At 62.3% G+C, this 15,944-nt stretch carries 20 protein-coding genes; 9 read left to right on the top strand and 11 right to left on the bottom strand.

The window, feature by feature from the left end:
• The first annotated feature begins 2 nt into the window (after positions 1-2).
• Positions 3-287, top strand: coding sequence for a hypothetical protein (locus AC6CIG_RS08685; RefSeq protein ID WP_437408262.1), 285 nt, complete (start codon positions 3-5; stop codon positions 285-287).
• Here AC6CIG_RS08685 and AC6CIG_RS08680 read toward each other — a convergent pair.
• The gene (locus tag AC6CIG_RS08680; RefSeq protein ID WP_018094296.1) at positions 271-636 is read right to left on the bottom strand and encodes a UCP034077 family protein; all 366 of its coding nucleotides are present in this window, start codon (positions 634-636) and stop codon (positions 271-273) included. The two genes, AC6CIG_RS08685 and AC6CIG_RS08680, sit on opposite strands and share 17 nt — an antisense overlap.
• A 198-nt stretch (positions 637-834) precedes the next feature.
• A complete protein-coding gene (locus AC6CIG_RS08675; RefSeq protein WP_437408261.1) occupies positions 835-1,491 on the bottom strand; it encodes a DUF8692 domain-containing protein in 657 nt (218 codons plus the stop codon).
• 304 nt (positions 1,492-1,795) lie between these two features.
• Between AC6CIG_RS08675 and AC6CIG_RS08670 the strand changes: the two genes are divergently transcribed.
• The gene (locus AC6CIG_RS08670) at positions 1,796-2,242 is read left to right on the top strand and encodes a hypothetical protein (RefSeq protein ID WP_437408260.1); all 447 of its coding nucleotides are present in this window, start codon (positions 1,796-1,798) and stop codon (positions 2,240-2,242) included.
• 125 nt (positions 2,243-2,367) lie between these two features.
• Positions 2,368-2,940: an MgtC/SapB family protein gene (locus tag AC6CIG_RS08665; RefSeq protein ID WP_437408259.1), complete on the top strand. Its 573-nt coding sequence runs from the start codon at positions 2,368-2,370 to the stop codon at positions 2,938-2,940.
• 24 nt (positions 2,941-2,964) lie between these two features.
• On the opposite strand, the gene AC6CIG_RS08660 is transcribed toward AC6CIG_RS08665, so the two are convergent.
• Positions 2,965-3,213: a hypothetical protein gene (locus tag AC6CIG_RS08660; protein WP_018094292.1), complete on the bottom strand. Its 249-nt coding sequence runs from the start codon at positions 3,211-3,213 to the stop codon at positions 2,965-2,967.
• 429 nt (positions 3,214-3,642) lie between these two features.
• Between AC6CIG_RS08660 and AC6CIG_RS08655 the strand changes: the two genes are divergently transcribed.
• From AC6CIG_RS08655 to AC6CIG_RS08640, 4 genes are all read left to right on the top strand, one after another.
• Positions 3,643-4,986: a M20/M25/M40 family metallo-hydrolase gene (locus AC6CIG_RS08655; RefSeq protein ID WP_437408258.1), complete on the top strand. Its 1,344-nt coding sequence runs from the start codon at positions 3,643-3,645 to the stop codon at positions 4,984-4,986.
• A 137-nt stretch (positions 4,987-5,123) separates the two neighbouring features.
• Positions 5,124-5,891: an ATP-binding cassette domain-containing protein gene (locus AC6CIG_RS08650; RefSeq protein WP_437408257.1), complete on the top strand. Its 768-nt coding sequence runs from the start codon at positions 5,124-5,126 to the stop codon at positions 5,889-5,891.
• A complete protein-coding gene (locus AC6CIG_RS08645; RefSeq protein ID WP_437408256.1) occupies positions 5,888-6,931 on the top strand; it encodes an ABC transporter permease in 1,044 nt (347 codons plus the stop codon). Before AC6CIG_RS08650 ends, AC6CIG_RS08645 begins: the two co-directional genes overlap by 4 nt.
• 30 nt (positions 6,932-6,961) lie before the next feature.
• Positions 6,962-7,921 (top strand): substrate-binding domain-containing protein, encoded by a 960-nt coding sequence (locus AC6CIG_RS08640; protein WP_437408255.1) that lies wholly within the window; start codon positions 6,962-6,964, stop codon positions 7,919-7,921.
• 157 nt (positions 7,922-8,078) lie between these two features.
• Here the strand turns inward: AC6CIG_RS08640 and AC6CIG_RS08635 are convergent, their stop codons facing one another.
• From AC6CIG_RS08635 to AC6CIG_RS08625, 3 genes are all read right to left on the bottom strand, one after another.
• A complete protein-coding gene (locus AC6CIG_RS08635; RefSeq protein WP_437408254.1) occupies positions 8,079-9,332 on the bottom strand; it encodes an NAD(P)/FAD-dependent oxidoreductase in 1,254 nt (417 codons plus the stop codon).
• Between the two features lie 239 nt (positions 9,333-9,571).
• Positions 9,572-9,736 carry a DUF1328 domain-containing protein gene (locus AC6CIG_RS08630; RefSeq protein ID WP_003527150.1) on the bottom strand — a complete coding sequence of 55 codons (165 nt, stop codon included), beginning with the start codon at positions 9,734-9,736 and terminating at the stop codon, positions 9,572-9,574.
• 146 nt (positions 9,737-9,882) lie between these two features.
• Positions 9,883-10,272: a hypothetical protein gene (locus tag AC6CIG_RS08625; RefSeq protein ID WP_018094290.1), complete on the bottom strand. Its 390-nt coding sequence runs from the start codon at positions 10,270-10,272 to the stop codon at positions 9,883-9,885.
• Between the two features lie 172 nt (positions 10,273-10,444).
• On the opposite strand from AC6CIG_RS08625, the gene AC6CIG_RS08620 reads away from it, so the two are divergent.
• On the top strand, positions 10,445-10,693 hold the full coding sequence (locus tag AC6CIG_RS08620) for a YMGG-like glycine zipper-containing protein (RefSeq protein WP_003527142.1): 249 nt from the start codon (positions 10,445-10,447) through the stop codon (positions 10,691-10,693).
• Positions 10,694-10,770: 77 nt separating this feature from the next.
• Here AC6CIG_RS08620 and AC6CIG_RS08615 read toward each other — a convergent pair whose 3' ends face one another.
• The gene (locus AC6CIG_RS08615) at positions 10,771-10,959 is read right to left on the bottom strand and encodes a NepR family anti-sigma factor (RefSeq protein ID WP_437408253.1); all 189 of its coding nucleotides are present in this window, start codon (positions 10,957-10,959) and stop codon (positions 10,771-10,773) included.
• Positions 10,960-11,212: 253 nt separating this feature from the next.
• On the opposite strand from AC6CIG_RS08615, the gene rsiB2 reads away from it, so the two are divergent.
• Positions 11,213-12,010 (top strand): PhyR-type response regulator RsiB2, encoded by a 798-nt coding sequence (gene rsiB2, locus AC6CIG_RS08610; RefSeq protein WP_437408252.1) that lies wholly within the window; start codon positions 11,213-11,215, stop codon positions 12,008-12,010.
• 306 nt (positions 12,011-12,316) lie between these two features.
• On the opposite strand, the gene AC6CIG_RS08605 is transcribed toward rsiB2, so the two are convergent.
• The 4 genes from AC6CIG_RS08605 to AC6CIG_RS08590 form a co-directional block, all read right to left on the bottom strand.
• Positions 12,317-13,447, bottom strand: coding sequence for an AI-2E family transporter (locus AC6CIG_RS08605; protein WP_018094287.1), 1,131 nt, complete (start codon positions 13,445-13,447; stop codon positions 12,317-12,319).
• Positions 13,448-13,856: 409 nt separating this feature from the next.
• Complete coding sequence (locus AC6CIG_RS08600; RefSeq protein ID WP_018094286.1) at positions 13,857-14,201, bottom strand: RidA family protein; 345 nt, start codon at positions 14,199-14,201, stop codon at positions 13,857-13,859.
• A gap of 64 nt (positions 14,202-14,265) precedes the next feature.
• Positions 14,266-15,093: a dipeptide ABC transporter ATP-binding protein gene (locus AC6CIG_RS08595; protein WP_018094285.1), complete on the bottom strand. Its 828-nt coding sequence runs from the start codon at positions 15,091-15,093 to the stop codon at positions 14,266-14,268.
• Complete coding sequence (locus AC6CIG_RS08590) at positions 15,090-15,944, bottom strand: ABC transporter ATP-binding protein (RefSeq protein ID WP_018094284.1); 855 nt, start codon at positions 15,942-15,944, stop codon at positions 15,090-15,092. The genes AC6CIG_RS08595 and AC6CIG_RS08590 overlap by 4 nt, the downstream gene beginning before the upstream one ends.

Genomic DNA, 15,944 nt, shown 5'->3' with positions numbered 1-15,944 from the left:
CGATGCGGCTCGCAACGGGTACCGTCGCGCGAGGCCTCGGCGACTGGCTGGGCTTCGCCGCCGCACCGACTTTCGCGGTTATGGCGCTTCTGGCCGCCGGCAACGGTGCGGATATCTGCTCATCGATACAGGGCGCTTCGATACCGGGCGCTTCGCTGCTGAACGGGATGAGTAGCATGTATTTGCTGATGTCGGTCTTTCACCTGGCTCCATGGCTGAAGCTGATTTCCGCAAGACGGGAAGCGCCATGCGATCCGGCGCTTCCGCGGATCACTCCGCCGACTTGAACTGCAGCGTGAACACGTTGCCCGCGATCTCGTCGGAAAGTGATTTCGAAAATTCCAGCGGCACGCAATTCTGCAGCGCCTCGGTGGCGGCGGTCACGAATGCCTGCCGCTGCTTTTCGTCGCCGTTCACTTTGATCGCAGTCGGCCGGGGCGGGCCCATCAACGTACCGTCGCCGCGGAACCCGAACCTAAGGGTGACGAAGGAATCCGTGAAGCCTTGCGGCGGAGTCCAGCATCTGCCAAGCGCGGCTCCAAGGTCGGCCACCGTATAAAGCGGTTCGGCATGGAGCCTTTCAGCCCCCGACACGGCAAGGATCAGACCAGTGCAAGCCAATCTCGCCATCTGCATCGTCTTCAGCCCCCTATCCCAGAGGATGGTGTAGAGCGGGATGAGGAAAAGTGTGCGCTTTTCCGCCCGAATCCCGCTTCACAACCTGTTCGAATCGAACATGCTCGTGACTTTAGGCCGACGCGGCCCAAGGTCGTTATGATCTAGCAGATTTGGAAGCGCCTGCAACAGGCCCGCATTCCCCCTGCCGGCTGCGTTTCAGCGGCGCTTGGCTTTCAGTGCCGCATGGCTTGTGAGGCTGAGGAAGACGGCCAGGAACATGATGCCGAGGATCTTGAAGCCCTCCTCGACGAAAACCATTCCGGCGAAGTGTTCCGAAACCGCGTCCACCAGGAAGGAACAGCCGAGCGAGGCGACGGCGGCGGCAAGCAGGACCCACTGAATATCCCGGCGGATATACCAGGCGTGATAACAGAGCGTCGCCAGCAACAGCATATGGGGAACAAGGACAAGCGGCTCCGGGACGCCCGCCGTGGCAATCGCCTCGTGAAGCATCAGGAGATCGTCGATGCCCATCAGGCCCGAAAAGAGTCCGCCGGCGAGAAGCGTGCGTCGCAGATGCGGCGCGCCGAAGCCGGCGCCGGACCAATAGGCCTGGAGGGCAGCAATCCCTCCCGTAAACCAGAGAATGACGCCGAGATTGGAGACCAGCCCGAAATACTTCGGCTGCCCGGCAATCGCGTTGGGGTCGCGTACGAGGTCGTAGTAGTCGATGCCGAAAAGCCGATCGGCGATGACGATCGACGTCAACAGCACGATGCAGGAGCAGATGACGAGAAGGGCGTAGTGGAAATCACCCTGTGTCCGCCTGTCGCGTGTCAGGGCTTTGGCCGTGGTGATGCCTTCGACATCCATCTCGATCCTCCGCAACAGCCCCAGCCATGCCACCGCGGACGGTCATCTGCCTTTGTGACAGTTTTATGACAAGAGGCGACCGGCGGTTGCGGATCTCCCGGAAAGGTAGTCGGGGGCCGGGCGGCACGGCCCGGACACAACGGAACCTTGCAGCCTGCGGGACGTTAATCGTTGCGTCGCGTGCCCACCGGGGCGCGACGAGGCCGCAATTTACTTGCGGTGGTACGGAACCCCTCCCCTTTGGTCATGCTGATTTGGGGATCCATGCAAAGGCGATTTGCAGGCGGGGTGACGGAGAGAAAGGATGTACGTCATGAACCAGCACGAAGAATTGCGGGAGAAACCGCCGCTCGATCCTGCCACCGGCCAACCGACGCCGCGGGACCCGGAAGCGCCCGTTACCAGATCGCGCCGTAGCAGTTGGCCTTTGCTGGTCATCATTCTTGCTGGCCTGGTACTCGCGCTGATCGCCTGGCTGCCGGCAGAGCTGACCAGGGACGCCGAGAACGAGCCGGTCACGCCGAGCCAATCCGAGACGACCCCGTCCGACGCCACACCGCCGGCCGCCGCGCCCACGGATCAGGCCGCGCCTGCCGATCAGGCCGCACCTACGGACCAGGCGGCGCCGCCCGCCGGAGGAACGACGGCGCCGGCAGCACCTGAGACTCAGACCCCGGCAGCGCCCGAGACGCCAGCTGCACCGGCAGCACCTGCCACGCCGGCCCAGCCGCAGAGCACTCCTGCGCAGTAGATCGACGAACGCCCCTTGTCGGGCGGGATGAAGTCGAGCGGGATGACGCGGTTTGCCGCGCCATCCCGCACTTCTGCAATCAGATCCGCCCCGAGCGGTCGAGTGACGGAGCGCGTTCGTCTTTCATGAACGAAGTCTTTAACGACATCCTTGTCGATACCCAAACACCTTACTCAGTGATATTCGCGCGGCTCTTCGGCGCCATCCTGCTCGGCGCGATGATCGGCGTCGAGCGTGAAAAGCGGCAGCGGCCGGCCGGGCTCAGGACCCATATTCTCGTCAGCCTCGCCTCCGCGATCTTCGCGGTGGTCGCCATCGAAAGCGTGCACATGAAAAGCCTTTCCGGCCCCGAGGTGCGCATCGATCCCATTCGCGTCGTGGAAGCCGTAACCGCGGGAGTGGCCTTTCTCGCCGCCGGCATGATCGTCTTTTCGAAGGGTGAGGTGAAGGGCCTGACGACCGGCGCCGGCATGTGGCTTGCCGGCGCCGTCGGTCTCGGGGTTGGGTTCGGCTTCTGGCTGATAGCGGCCTTCGCCGCCATTGCGAGCCTCGTCGTGCTCTTTGTCCTCGGCCGGCTGGAGGTGGCGTTGCAGTGGAAGGCACCGGACGAGTTCTACGACACGGACGCTACGCCGCAGAAGAATGAAGATGGAGAAGAAGACCGGCCACGAGACCGGGTCGATGTGCGCGAACGATGATCGGAGCCGCCAATGGCCGCCCGATCAGCGCAGTTCGGAAATTGGGGTTGTCTGATACCCGCCCAAGGGGAGCGGACGGTTGTCGAAGACCGACCTGCCCTCCTTCAGGCCATGAATGACAGCAACGGCCTTGCGGGCTTCGTCCGGCGTCGCGAACAACTGGCCTTCCAGGGACCAGACGCTGAATTTCACGGCCATGAACCGCAATCGGCCGTTCTCCGGAATCAGCGCACCGACAGCCTCGCCGGCAAACTCCACCGTGTGCTTGCTCATCGTGTTTGAAACTCCTCCCTCGGCCGGGCAAAGCCCAAGCCTGCCGACTCTCGCGGTCAGCCGGAGGAGAAACACGCGAAGACCAGGTTGGTTCCGGCGCCAGAACTAAAAAAACAGCTATGACGATCGCCTCTCCTCATGAAGGCGCGGCTCAAATCACCTTGTTGTAAGACAACTGACATGCACATGAGCTTTCGTCTCCGCCTGAATAAAACACTTGCCGTTGCAGCCAAGTGCGGCCCGGCCGGGTTAACGCAGCGCCCGTTTGCGCGTTCCTGGGATCGGTCGCTCATATTTTTGTTGACAGATGTCTGACAATTGCGCAATTTTTCATTCGACAGGACCGCGCCTAGGGCGAGCGGCCGGCAAGCCTCCTGGCGCCGGCCGAGAACAAGAACGGCCTGCGGGAACGAAAACTTGGGACCGGATATGCACTCACCCACAATAGGCGTGCAGGATTCTGCACTTTCTGAACGCATCGACGACGCGATTGCCCGCCTCGCCCCCGGCGCGGAGCACCTTCTTGAGCAGCTTGTGTCGGTCAACAGCATCAATCCGGGCTTTCCCGGCATCGCCCGTGAAACCGTGATCGGCGGAGAGACGGCCTGTACGCGCCTCATCGGCGCCTATCTCTTCAACCTCGGCTTCGACCTCCATGACATCGCAGTCGATCCGCAGCGGGTCAATCTGGCGGCAGTATTGAAGGGCACCGGCGGCGGGCGCTCCCTGCTCTTCAACGGCCATGTCGACACGGTCGCTCCGTTCAAGCCCGAAGCCTGGATTTCCGGAGATCCGTGGAAGCCGGTAAGGCGCGGAGAGGAGCTCTTCGCTCTCGGGTCCACCGACATGAAGGGCGGCCTTGCCGCTGCCTGTCTCGCCATCGCGGCGCTCAAGGAGGCCGGCGTCCTGCTGAAGGGCGACCTGCAGGTCCATGCCGTCGTTGGCGAAGAGACGATGGACCACGAAACCGGCACGACAGCCGTGATCAAGGCCGGCTTCCGGGCCGATGCGGCCATCGTTGCCGAACCCTCCTCCCAACCCGAGCCGCTGACGATCGCTCCCGTCTCGGCCGGCAACTTCAACCTTGAAATTTCGGTCAAGGGTCATGGCACCCATGCCGGCAACCGCGGGGCCGCTATCCGCGCCGGCGGCGAAGGCTCGAGCGCCGGCGTCAACGCCGTCGAGAAACTGATCAAGGTCGTGCAAGCGCTACAGGATCTCGAACAGGAGTGGGGTATCAGCAAACGCCATCCGGCCTTTCCGCCGGGGCTGTTTTCGCTCGTGCCGGGCGTCTTCCACGGCGATGTCGGCGTTCCGAGCGTCGGCTACATGGCCGACCACGCCTATGTCGGCTACCTCGTCTGGTACGCGCCGCAAGAAGACCCCGAGGCGGTGAAGGCTGAAATCGAGCGCCATGTGCACCACGCGGCCCAACTCGACCCCTGGCTTCGCGATAACCCGCCGAGATTCACCTGGCGCAGCCACTGGCCTGCTGCAGACGTTCCGACGGATCACCCACTTGTAGACGTGCTCGTCGGGGCCCGTTCCGCAGTGCTCGGTGCCCTCCCCCCAGGGCGGGCCAAAACCGCTTCCTTCAATGCCGTAAGCGATGCGTCCTTCCTTCAGGCTCAAGGCATTCCAGCGATCGTGCTCGGCCCCGGGAACATCCGCTACGCTCATGCTGTCGATGAACGCATCAACATGCGCGAATGGCGAGAATGCGCCCGCATCTATGCCCGCGCCATCGTCGAGTGGTGTGGCCTCGCCAACTGACTGCTGCTGCTTTCGAACCGACACCCGCCATGGAGGCGGGCGGAAAGCACCGTCGGGTGGCGCCGACCGTGCAACGCGCACCTGAACGTTGTTGGAGCCCGACGAACCATGATCGCTTTTCTAGTCTGGAGACTGCCATGACAACCCCGATCCTCGCTGCTCGCAATATCGAAAAAAGCTTCGGGCAGATGCGCGCCATGCAAGGCGCAAGTTTCGATGTCCATGAGGGCGAAATCGTCGCCCTCATCGGCGACAACGGTGCCGGCAAATCGACCTTGACCAAGATTCTTTCCGGCGTGCTCCAGCCGGACAGCGGCGAGATCCTTGTCAATGGAAAGCCGGTCCATTTCGACAGCCCGCTCGACGCCCGCACACACGGCATCGAAACCGTTTATCAGGACCTATCGCTGGCGGTCGATCTCAATGCGGTGCAGAACCTCTATCTCGGCCGCGAGATCGCCGCCCCCGGACTGATGGGCCGCCTCGGCTTTCTCGACAAGACGCTGATGCGGCGCAGGGCCCAGGAGTCCTTTACCCGTCTGGGCGTGCGCGTTCCCGACCTGCGCGCGGCTGTCGCCAATTTCTCCGGTGGACAGCGCCAGGGCATCGCGGTTGCACGCGCGCTGATGTGGGCGAAACGGGTGGTGTTCATGGACGAACCGACCGCAGCGCTCGGCGTTGCGCAGACGCGCAACGTGCTCGACCTCATCCGCCGCGTTCGAGACACCGGCATCTCCGTCGTGCTCATCAGCCACAGCATGCCGGATGTCCTTGCGGTGTCGGACCGCGTCACCGTGCTTCGCCACGGTCGTCGCGTTGCGACCTATGCCACCGGTGCGGTTACCTCCGACGAGCTCGTCGCAGCGATGACCGGCGCCCTCGAACGCGAAGGAGCCGCGGCATGACCGTCGAAACCGCATCCGACCACACGACGACCAAGGACCAGCCTTCCATGCTGCATGACGCTTCGCCGCCAAAGCCCCTGATCCGCCGGCTGTTGGACGGTCCGGAACTGATGATCTTCGGTTCGCTTATCATCATCATAGCGATCTTCACGGTCATGGCGCCCGCCGCGTTTCTGAGCGGTATCAACCTGCGGAACATGGCGATCGAGGCTTCGATGATGATGATCCTCGCGGTGGGCATGACCTATGTCATCATCGCCTCCGGTATCGATCTGTCGGTTGGCGCCGTGCTTGTCTTCTCAAGCGTCGCGTCGCTGATCGCCATGCGTGCAACTGGCTCGGATGCGTCCTGGGTGCCGGTGCTCGGGCTTGTCGTGTCGCTTGCCTCCGGAGCGATCTGGGGGCTCGTCAACGGCCTGCTCATTGCCAGAGCCCGGCTTACGCCGCTGATCGTCACACTTGCCAGCATGGGCATCGCGCTCGGGTTGGCCCGGCTGATGACCGGCGGCGTCGACCTGACCGGGGTGCCTCGATCAATCGTTACGTCGATCGGCATCGGCCGTCTCGGGGGCATTCCGGTCATCGTGGTGATCGCCTGCGTTTTCACGGCCATCGCCGGCATCGCTCTGCACATGACCCGCTTCGGCCTCTATACCTATGCAGTCGGATCCAACGAGCAAGGCGCGCGCCGCGCCGGCATCAAGGTCGATCGGCATATCGTATCGATCTATGTAATTTCCGGCGTTTGTGCCGGCTTGGCCGGCTATCTCACCCTCGCCCGCTTCTCGTCCACGACGATTTCGGGCCATGCCATGGACAATCTGAAGGCGATCACGGCCGTCGTCCTCGGTGGCGCAAGCCTCTTCGGCGGCGTCGGCTCCATGTACGGTACGGCAGCCGGGGTGTTCATTCCTGTCGTCCTGGCCTCGGGCCTGATCATCGTCGGCCTGCCGAGCTTCTGGCAGGAAGTCGCCGTGGGCATCGTCCTTCTCGCGGCCGTGCTGCTCGACCAGTACCGACGCCGCTCCCGCTCCTCCTGACCTCCAACCACAACCACAAGAGGGAACACAATGACGAAGATGACCAAGAGACTTGCTTTCCTGCTTGCCGCCACCACGCTGTCGGCAACAGTCGCCGCGGCTTCGGACGACATCAGCGTGTCGCTGGTTCTCGGCCAGCGGAACAGCGGCTTCCATGAGGCCATCGCCTGCGGCGCCCGCGCTGCCGCCGAGGAGCTAGGCGTGAAGGTCAACATCCAGGCCGCCCCGACTTACTCAGCTTCCGAACAAATCCCCGTATTGAACTCCGTCATGGCGACGAGTCCTTCCGCCATCGTGCTCGATCCGACGAGCTCGACCGCACTGATCGCGCCGCTTATGGAGGCGGCGGCCAACGGTGCCAAGATCGTTGCCGTCGACACCACCCTTGATGACCCGTCTGTACTGGCTGCCGTGGTCGGCACCGACAATGAAAGTGTCGGCCGGGAAACCGCCAAGGCGCTGGCGAAAGCACTGGAAGGAAAGTCCGGCAAGGTGGCGCAGATCAACAGCATTCCCGGCATCTCCACCGTCGATGCCCGGATCAGGGGCTTCGAGGAAGAGATCAAAAATCATCCGAACCTTACCTACATCGGAAATCAGTTTGCCAGTGAAGACATACCGAAGGCGCAGCAGGCGTTCGTGTCGCTCATGAGCGCCCATCCCGACCTCATCGGCGTCGTATCGCAGTCCAACAACCCGGCGATCGGCGTCGCCGGCGGCATTCGTTCAACCGACACCGCCGACAGCGTCGTCGCCGTCGCAGTGGATGCCGACGATGCCGAGATCGAGGCCCTGAACGAAGGTCTGCTCGACGCCCTCGTCATCCAGCATCCCTTCGAGATGGGTTATATTGGCTTCAAGCAGGCCGTTGCTGCCGTCAAAGGCGAGCCCGTCGAGACGCCGATAGGCACCGGCACCGTAACCGCGACCAAGGCGAACATCGCCGAGCCGGACGTCGCCAAATACCTCTACAAGGGAAATTGCATCTGATCGAAAGTTCAGGCGACAGGCGGGGGCCGACAATCTCGCCCCCGTCTTATGCCTTTGGTGAGCCCGTGGTCCAGTCGGAGGCACAAAGGGCGCTCCAGATCACTATGGTTTTGGCTCGGCTAAAGCGAAGACCATCGATCACACTCCTCCTCATCCTCTATGCGAGGAAGCGCTCCGGCCGATACGGCGCGATGTCGATTACGGGCTTCTCACCCGTCATCGCCTGTGCCAGCGCGCGGCCGGTGACCGGCCCGAGCGTCATGCCGTGATGCGCGTGGCCGAAGGCGAACCAGAGGCCTTCGTGGCGCGGAGCCTTGCCGATAACGGGCATCATGTCGGGCGTGCAGGGCCGCGCGCCCATCCACGGCTCCTCGTCGCACCGCTCGGCGAGCGGGAAGAATTCGCGAGCGACCCGCTCCGCCCGCGTCAGCTGCACCGGCGTTTTCGGCGCATCGCGCAGCGCGAACTCGGCGCCGGTCGTCAGCCGGATACCGCGCAGCATCGGCGCCAGGAAATATCCCTTCTCGGCGTCGAGCACCCAGTTGTTGAGCTGAGCGCCCTCCCGGGCGCCGTAATGCATGTGGTAGCCGCGCTTCACGGCGAGCGGGAAATGGTAGCCGAGCTTTCGCGTCACCGTGTCGGCCCACGGCCCGAGCGCGACGACGACCTCCCGCGCCTCCAACGGGCCGTCCGGTGTGGCGACACGCCATCCCGCCCCTTCCAGAATGTGCTCCAGTGTCGCGGCATCCCCGGAAACGAGCCGGCCGCCGAGCGACTGGAAGTAGGCGAGATATGCCTTGTTCAGGCTGTGCGGATCGCGGATCGACCACGGATCCGTCCAGCGCAGGCCGCCGGCGAGTTCGACCTGGATGGATGGTTCGATCGTCTTCAGCTCGCTGGTCGAAAGCTTCTGGTGATTGACTCCGAACCCGGCGGAAAGCCGTTCTGCGTCCTTATAGGCCGCGTCCCGCTCCTTTTCGGTGCGGAAAACCTTCATCCAGCCATCCTTGCGAATGAGGTCGCCGGCGCCGGACGCGTCGATCAGGTCCTGATGTTCCGCGATCGAATGTTCGATAAGCGGTGCATAAAGATGAGCAATCTTCTGGTGCTGGGTGAAGCCCGAGTGCCACCAGTAGCGCGCGAGGAACGGCACGAGACTGGGCAGCGCACGGAAGTGATAGCTGGCGTCGATCGTGTTGTTCAGGGCGTAACGGAAAAGCGCTCCGAAATTGTGCGGGAAGCCGTAGGGGAAGACGCCCTCGCGCTGTATCAGGCCTGCATTGCCGAAGGACGTTTCCTCCCCGGCGCCGCGCCGATCCAGAAGCACCACCGACTTTCCAAGCCGAGCCAGATGGATCGCGCTGGAAATCCCGACAATGCCGGCACCGAGAACCACTACGTCCGTCTTCATGTGCAGATGCTCCTATCCGTCATGCCGCCGTGCCGCGTCACTTCACGACGACAACTTCCAGGGATTTCATGGGAGATGGTGTCCTGACATGCGCGGCGGATATTCGCATGAATAGCCAAGCGGACCCGGCAGGGCAAGGGAACAGAGCGTCACACCACAACTGGAAAGGGGTGGAGACGAGAGCTCCACCCCTTATCGATCGGCACCTTTTTTGCGGGCGGCAAGCCCCGCCTGGAGGCTCACGTTCGGCGGATGAGACCCGCTACGAGCGAGATCACGAGGAATATGAGGAACAGGAAGAAGAGGACTTGCGCAATTCCCGCCGAAGCGCCGGCAATTCCGCCGAAGCCGAGGACGCCGGCGATGATCGCGACGATCAGGAACACGAGAGCGTAATAGAGCATCTGCTATCTCCTTGTCTGCGTTACCGAAATCGAAACGCGTGTCGGCTCGCCTTTGTTCCCGGGCCGGCTGTGGCTACGCGGTGCGAGGGTGTCTGTCCGGTTCAGAAAGCATTGATTAACCAAGAGAACCGCAAATAGAACGGAACTTATATTTCGCGTGCAAGCGAGAGGAACCTTCGAAAGCGCTTGGCGTTGTTCGGAATGAAAGAATCTCCAGGAAGACAATGAAGATACCATCGCGACATATTTGGAAGACCGTAAACGATGCGGGCCGTTATCAGGCCGATCTGCGTGATCGGAATCTCCATATCGGCAGGACGATGCGCGACCTTCAGCGGCACTCCGAGGAAAAGTACAACAAGCGGATCCAGGCGCTGCTCGAGACTCTGGAACGTGCCGAACGCCAGTCGCATAAATGACGACCGCTCCGTGTCCCTCCGGCAACAGGCATGCGCGCCGGCGTCATCGCGCGCGGAACAAAAGGCGCCAATCGGCGTTTTGGCGACAATAACAAGCGCCGCGGCGGCGGCATCCATGGGAGATGGGAATGCAAGCCTTGGCGGCGCCTGTTGTGACCACCCCTCCAACGGGGACCGACGCTCAGATGAGCGTCGCAGCGGCTCCAGCCATGCCTCGGTGCGCATTTCCACCGAAGACTATGCTCGGCATCTCCAGCAGTTCTGTGTCAACCCTGAATAGGAACGCGTCATGAAGAAGTTACTCGTCGTCGCAAGCCTGATCCTTCCCTTGGCTGCCTGCACGCAAACGGAACGAGGTGCGGCAATCGGCGCTGCCTCCGGCGGTATCATCGGCGGTGCCATATCCAATGACGTCAGGGGAGCTGCGGTAGGTGCCGCTGTCGGCGGTGTCGCCGGTGCCCTTATCGGTCGTGCGAACGAGCCCGGCTATTGTGTCTATCGCGACCGCTACGGCCGCCGCTACACGGCGCGCTGCTGATACGGATAGTTCTCCGGGCCGCGCTCCTGCCGGGGCGGCTCGTTTTGTCGGTGGCCGCCAGCGTGAAAGCTGCGGCGTCACTCACGCGGTCGTTCTTCGGCCTCATCCAGACGGTGCAGAAGGTCCAGAAAGTGCTGCGGCACGGGTTCGTTCTCCACCGTCTGGTAGAGCGCCTTCAGCTTCGAAGCGATTTGACCGTGAGGTTGCGTCGTCTCGGCGCGGTCGACCCCCGCTGGCACGGCGCCTTTCTTTGAGGACTTCTTCATCTTCCCGTTCCGTGCGGGCTGCAGTTCCGCGCCATTTCAGATCCGCGGTACCTGATGTGGCGCTTTTCGTGCCTGTCGGAATAAGCTTCAGCCAATCCCATTCAGGTCGCAGCAGCCGGTCGCCCAATTCATTTGCCGCGATTGTTTCTCAAGGCTTTCCATAAACAGGAATACGTGCTCAAAACATTTGAGGTATCCTGCTTGCGCCGTCGGCAAGACAGGAACATATGCACAATAGTTTAGGAAGGTCTAAATGCCACTTTCCACAAGGATTGCGCCCCACCTCCCCTATCTTCGGCGTTACGCCCGTGCCGTCACCGGCTCGCAAGCAGCCGGCGATGCCTATGTCTCTGCCGTGCTCGAAGCGCTGATCGACGATCTGAGGCTTTTCCCGGCCGCGTCGAACGATCGCATCGGTCTTTACAAGTTGTTCTGTTCCCTGTTCGGAAAACTCAAGATCGACCGAACTCAGCTCGCTTCGCCTTTCGCATGGGAGCAGAAGGCGGCTTCCAATCTCTCCCTCATCGCGCCGCCCCAGAGACAGGCATTCCTTCTCGTCGCCCTTGAGGGTTTCTCGACCGGCGAGGCTGCGGAAATCATGGGGCTGGACCACGGCGCCTTCGGCAAGCTGCTGACCAGCGCCTCGGAGGAGATTTCGCGCCAGATCGCGACCGACGTGATGATCATCGAGGATGAGCCTCTCATCGCGTTGGACATCGAGGACATGGTGACGAGCCTCGGTCACCGGGTCACCGGGATCGCCCGCACGCGCCGCGAGGCGCTTGATCTCTATCACCAGACATCGCCGAAAATGGTGCTCGCGGATATCCAGTTGGCCGACGGAAGTTCGGGCATAGACGCGGTCAACGACATCCTGACGCAGGCGGCCGTACCGGTCATCTTCATCACCGCCTTTCCCGAACGGCTACTGACCGGCAAGAAACCCGAGCCGGCCTTTCTGGTGACCAAACCCTTCAACCCGGAAACCGTGAAGGCGCTGATCAGTCAGGCTCTTTTCTTCGACGAACATGCGCAAGCCGGAGCGAGCTAGAGCATTTCATGTTTCATGGAAACGCTGAAATGCTCTGACCCTTTGGTCCAGCGCGCCCTCCAGGAAAACCGGTACACGCTTCTCCTGGAAGTGCTCTGAGGCCTGTTGAGATTCGGGCCACCCGCCGCCGCTTCCTCATTCCTGTGCTTGTCACAGGAATCCAGCCAGTCCAAGTCCTTGGGCTGGAAAGGTTCTTCCGCGCCGCAGACGCGGCGCTGCTCTCATCCCTGTGACGAGCAAAGGGATGAGGAAAAGGAGAGACTTCCTACAGCGCCGCGCGCCTTATGAGGCGCGCGCATGAAGGGATCAGCCCGGCAACTGGCGTTCCGGCTGCGGCAGCAGGGTCTGCTCGAATATGATCATCGCGATCAGCGACAGCGGAAAGGCGAGAAACGCCCCGACAGCACCCCACATCCACGTCCAGAAAATGATCGCGACGAAGACCAGAAACGGATTGATATCGAAGCGTTGGCCGAGAATGGCGGGCACCAGCAGATTTTCCATGGCGAGGTGAACGGTGAAGAAGGCGACCGCCGGGGCGATGGCCACGATGAGCGCATCATGCGTCATCAGCCCGCCGACGAGCAAAGAGAGGGTCATGAAGGTGACCCCGAGATAGGGAATGAAACTCGAGACGAAGGCGAACAGCCCCCAAAGCGGGGGCATCGCCAATCCGCCGACCAGCGCAATGACCATGGTTATGAAGCCCAGCGCCAGATAGATCAGGCTGGCGGTCGAGAAATAATGCGTAAGCGCATCCTCCAGGGCGTTCATGATCCGGATCGCGCTCAGGCGACCTTCGCGGCTGGGAAAAGCGAGAATGATCGTGCTGCGCAACTGAACGCGCCCCAGCAGGAAGAGCACAAGGGCGGCCAAAAAGATCAGGGTCTGCACCAAAGCGGGCGTCAGGCTTGCCGCCGCGCCGCCGATCAGCGGTCCCGCATTCTTGACGATGACGTCGGCGAAAGCCTCTTCTCCGCTGCCGCGGGCAAGCGCTACGTTTATCCATTCGAAGCGCTGCAGATAGGGCAATATCCGCTCCATGAGGCCTTCGACCAGCCGCGGCGCCTCGCGCGCGACCTCGGTGATCGGCCAGAGGATGGCGTTGACCAGGTATGACAGGCCAAGCAGAAAGCAAAGTGCCAGCAAAAGGCCGCCGAACATGGGCGGCAGCCCGAACCGGGCCAGTTCATCGGCAGCGCGGCCGAGAACGATGCCGATGACGACGGCGAGCGTGATCGGCAGGAGGATCGCTTCCATCGCATAGACGACGGCCGCGCAGGCGATCACAAACAGACCGATGACGCTCCAGGCGCCGGCGAGATCGATGCTGTCGCGTTTTCGGGCGACGATCGCCGATGCCTCGGCAAGCGCGATTTCTCTCTCCGCTTCGCGCTTTCGTCGACGCTCGGCGGTCGTCCGCCCGACTATGTCCATCGGCACCTACCTCTCAAACACTCGTGCGGCGAACAGTTCGTTCGCGAATGCGGGAAGGAGGTGGCGCACTCCACCGCGGATTCCCCCGCGAAGCCTTGCTCAATGTCGCTCAAGCGGGACAGGTGAAGCGTGGCGGAAAGCAGGCCAGGCCCACCGATGGTGATCAGCAATGTTTAGGCCACGCCCTGCGGCGTGCGCGGGAAGAGATCCATGCCGAATACCGGCACGTCACGACGGGTCCTGGCACCCGGTAGAGCATGTCTCATCCTCCTTGCGGAACGCACCGATAAACGCCGCAACTGCGGAAATCGTTCCTGCGCGACAAGCGTGTAAGGACGGCAGCAAAACGCCGCCGGCCGAGGGGCCGACGGCGGGGAAAGTGGAGCGTATATCTGCTTGCGCCAACGGCTTAGAGAGCTGCCGTCACGATGACTTCGACGAGATATTCCGGGGTTGCGAGTTTCGCTTCGCCGGTCGCGCGCGCCGGCGCGTGGCCCTGAGGCACCCAGGCGTCCCAGACCGAATTCATCTTGGCGAAATCCGCCATGTCGGCGAGCCAGACGGTCGCGGAAAGAATGCGCGTCTTGTCCGTGCCTGCGAGCGCCAGCAGACGATCGACCTCCGCCAGCGCCTGCTTCGTCTGGGTGACGACGTCGTCGCCGGCATTGCCGACCTGGCCGGCGAGATAGACCGTGTTGTTGTAGACCACGGCCTGGCTCATCCTCGAGCCGCTTTCGAAACGCTTGATTTCCATAATCCTCATCCTGGTGTTGGGCCGAACAACGGTCTGCCGGCATTTGGGTGATACGTATTTCCGCTCAGGCGGCATTCTTCCGGGCGAGCCGGGCCTTGATGCTGGCAACATCCGCCCGCGGCGTCGCCGCGAACAACGTCTTCGTATAATCGTGCTGCGGGTCGGAGAATACCGCGTCCCGGCTGCCATACTCGACCGCTTCGCCGTAATACATCACCATTACGTCATCGGCGATGTAGCGCACCACCGACAGATCGTGACTGATGAAGACATAGGTGAGCTTGAATTCGTCCTGCAGATCGGCGAGCAGGTTCAGAACCTGCGCCTGTACGGAGAGGTCGAGCGCCGAAACCGGCTCATCCAGAACCAGAAGCTTGGGATTGAGCATCAGCGCACGGGCAATCGCGATGCGCTGCCGCTGGCCGCCGGAGAACATGTGCGGATAGCGATTGTAGTGCTTCTCCTCGAGGCCGACCTTCTTCAACATCGCCATTGCCCGCTCTCGGCGTTCGCCTGCCGGAACCTTGGTGTTGATGATGAGCGGTTCCGCCAGAATATCGCCGATCTTCTGGCGAGGATTGAGGGAGCCGTAAGGGTTCTGAAAGACGATCTGAACCTTGCGGCGCATCTCCGCCGTCAGCCCCTCGCGCGCGATGTCGACCGTCTTGCCGTCGATCGACAGCTCGCCCGCCGTCGCCGGGTCGATGAGCGTGATGATGCGTCCGAGCGTAGACTTGCCGCAGCCGCTTTCGCCCACGATCGCGAGCGTCTTGCCCTCGTCGACCGTGAAGCTTACGCCCTTCAGCGCATGAACGGTGCGCGCCGCACGGAACAGGTTTCCGGGAATATGATAGTCGCGCACCAGGTTGCGGGCTTCGAGAACATGGGTCATCGAGCAGCTCCCTCGAGCATCTGTTGCTCATTGAAAAGTTCGGAAATCGTCGGCAACCGGTCTCCCGTCGCATTCTCCGGCAAGGCCGAGAGAAGCGCGCGGGTATAATTGCTCTTCGGCGACTCGAACAGCGAAAGGACATCCGCCTCTTCGATCTTCCGGCCCTTGTACTGCACTATGACGCGATCCGCCGTCTCCGCTACGACGCCCATATTATGGGTGATCATGATGAGGCCCATGCGGTATTCCTGCTGCAGCTTCATCAGGAGATCGAGGATCTGCTTCTGGATCGTCACGTCCAGTGCGGTCGTCGGCTCGTCCGCGATGAGCAGTTTCGGGTTGCAGGCAAGCGCGATGGCGATCATCACGCGCTGGCACTGCCCGCCCGACATCTGGTGCGGAAAGTGCCCGAGGCGCTCGGCGGGGTCGGGAATGCCGACCGCATCGAACAGCTCGATGGCGCGCTTGCGCCGCGCTGCCCGGTCGAGGCCCATATGTATGCGCAGCACTTCCTCGATCTGGAAACCGACCGTGAAGCACGGATTGAGGCTGGCGATGGGCTCCTGAAAGATCATCGCAATGTCCTTGCCGACGATCTTGCGACGGTCGGAGGCCGGCATCTTCAATAGATCCCGTCCATTGAAGGCGAGCTTGTCCGCGGTCACCTTGGCGGTCCAGGGCAGAAGCCCCATGGCGGCCAGCATGGACACGGATTTGCCGGAGCCCGATTCCCCGACGATTGCCAGGACCTCGCCCTCATGCACCTTGAGCGAGACGCCGTCGACGGCTCGGAACGGCCCGGACGCCGTCTGGAATTCGACGACGAGGTTTTCGATTTCGAGAAGCGCCAT

This window comes from Sinorhizobium sp. GQ132 (assembly GCF_059758575.1).
The sequence above is the reverse complement of the archived record's forward strand: the minus strand, read 5'-3'. Positions and strand labels throughout refer to the sequence as shown.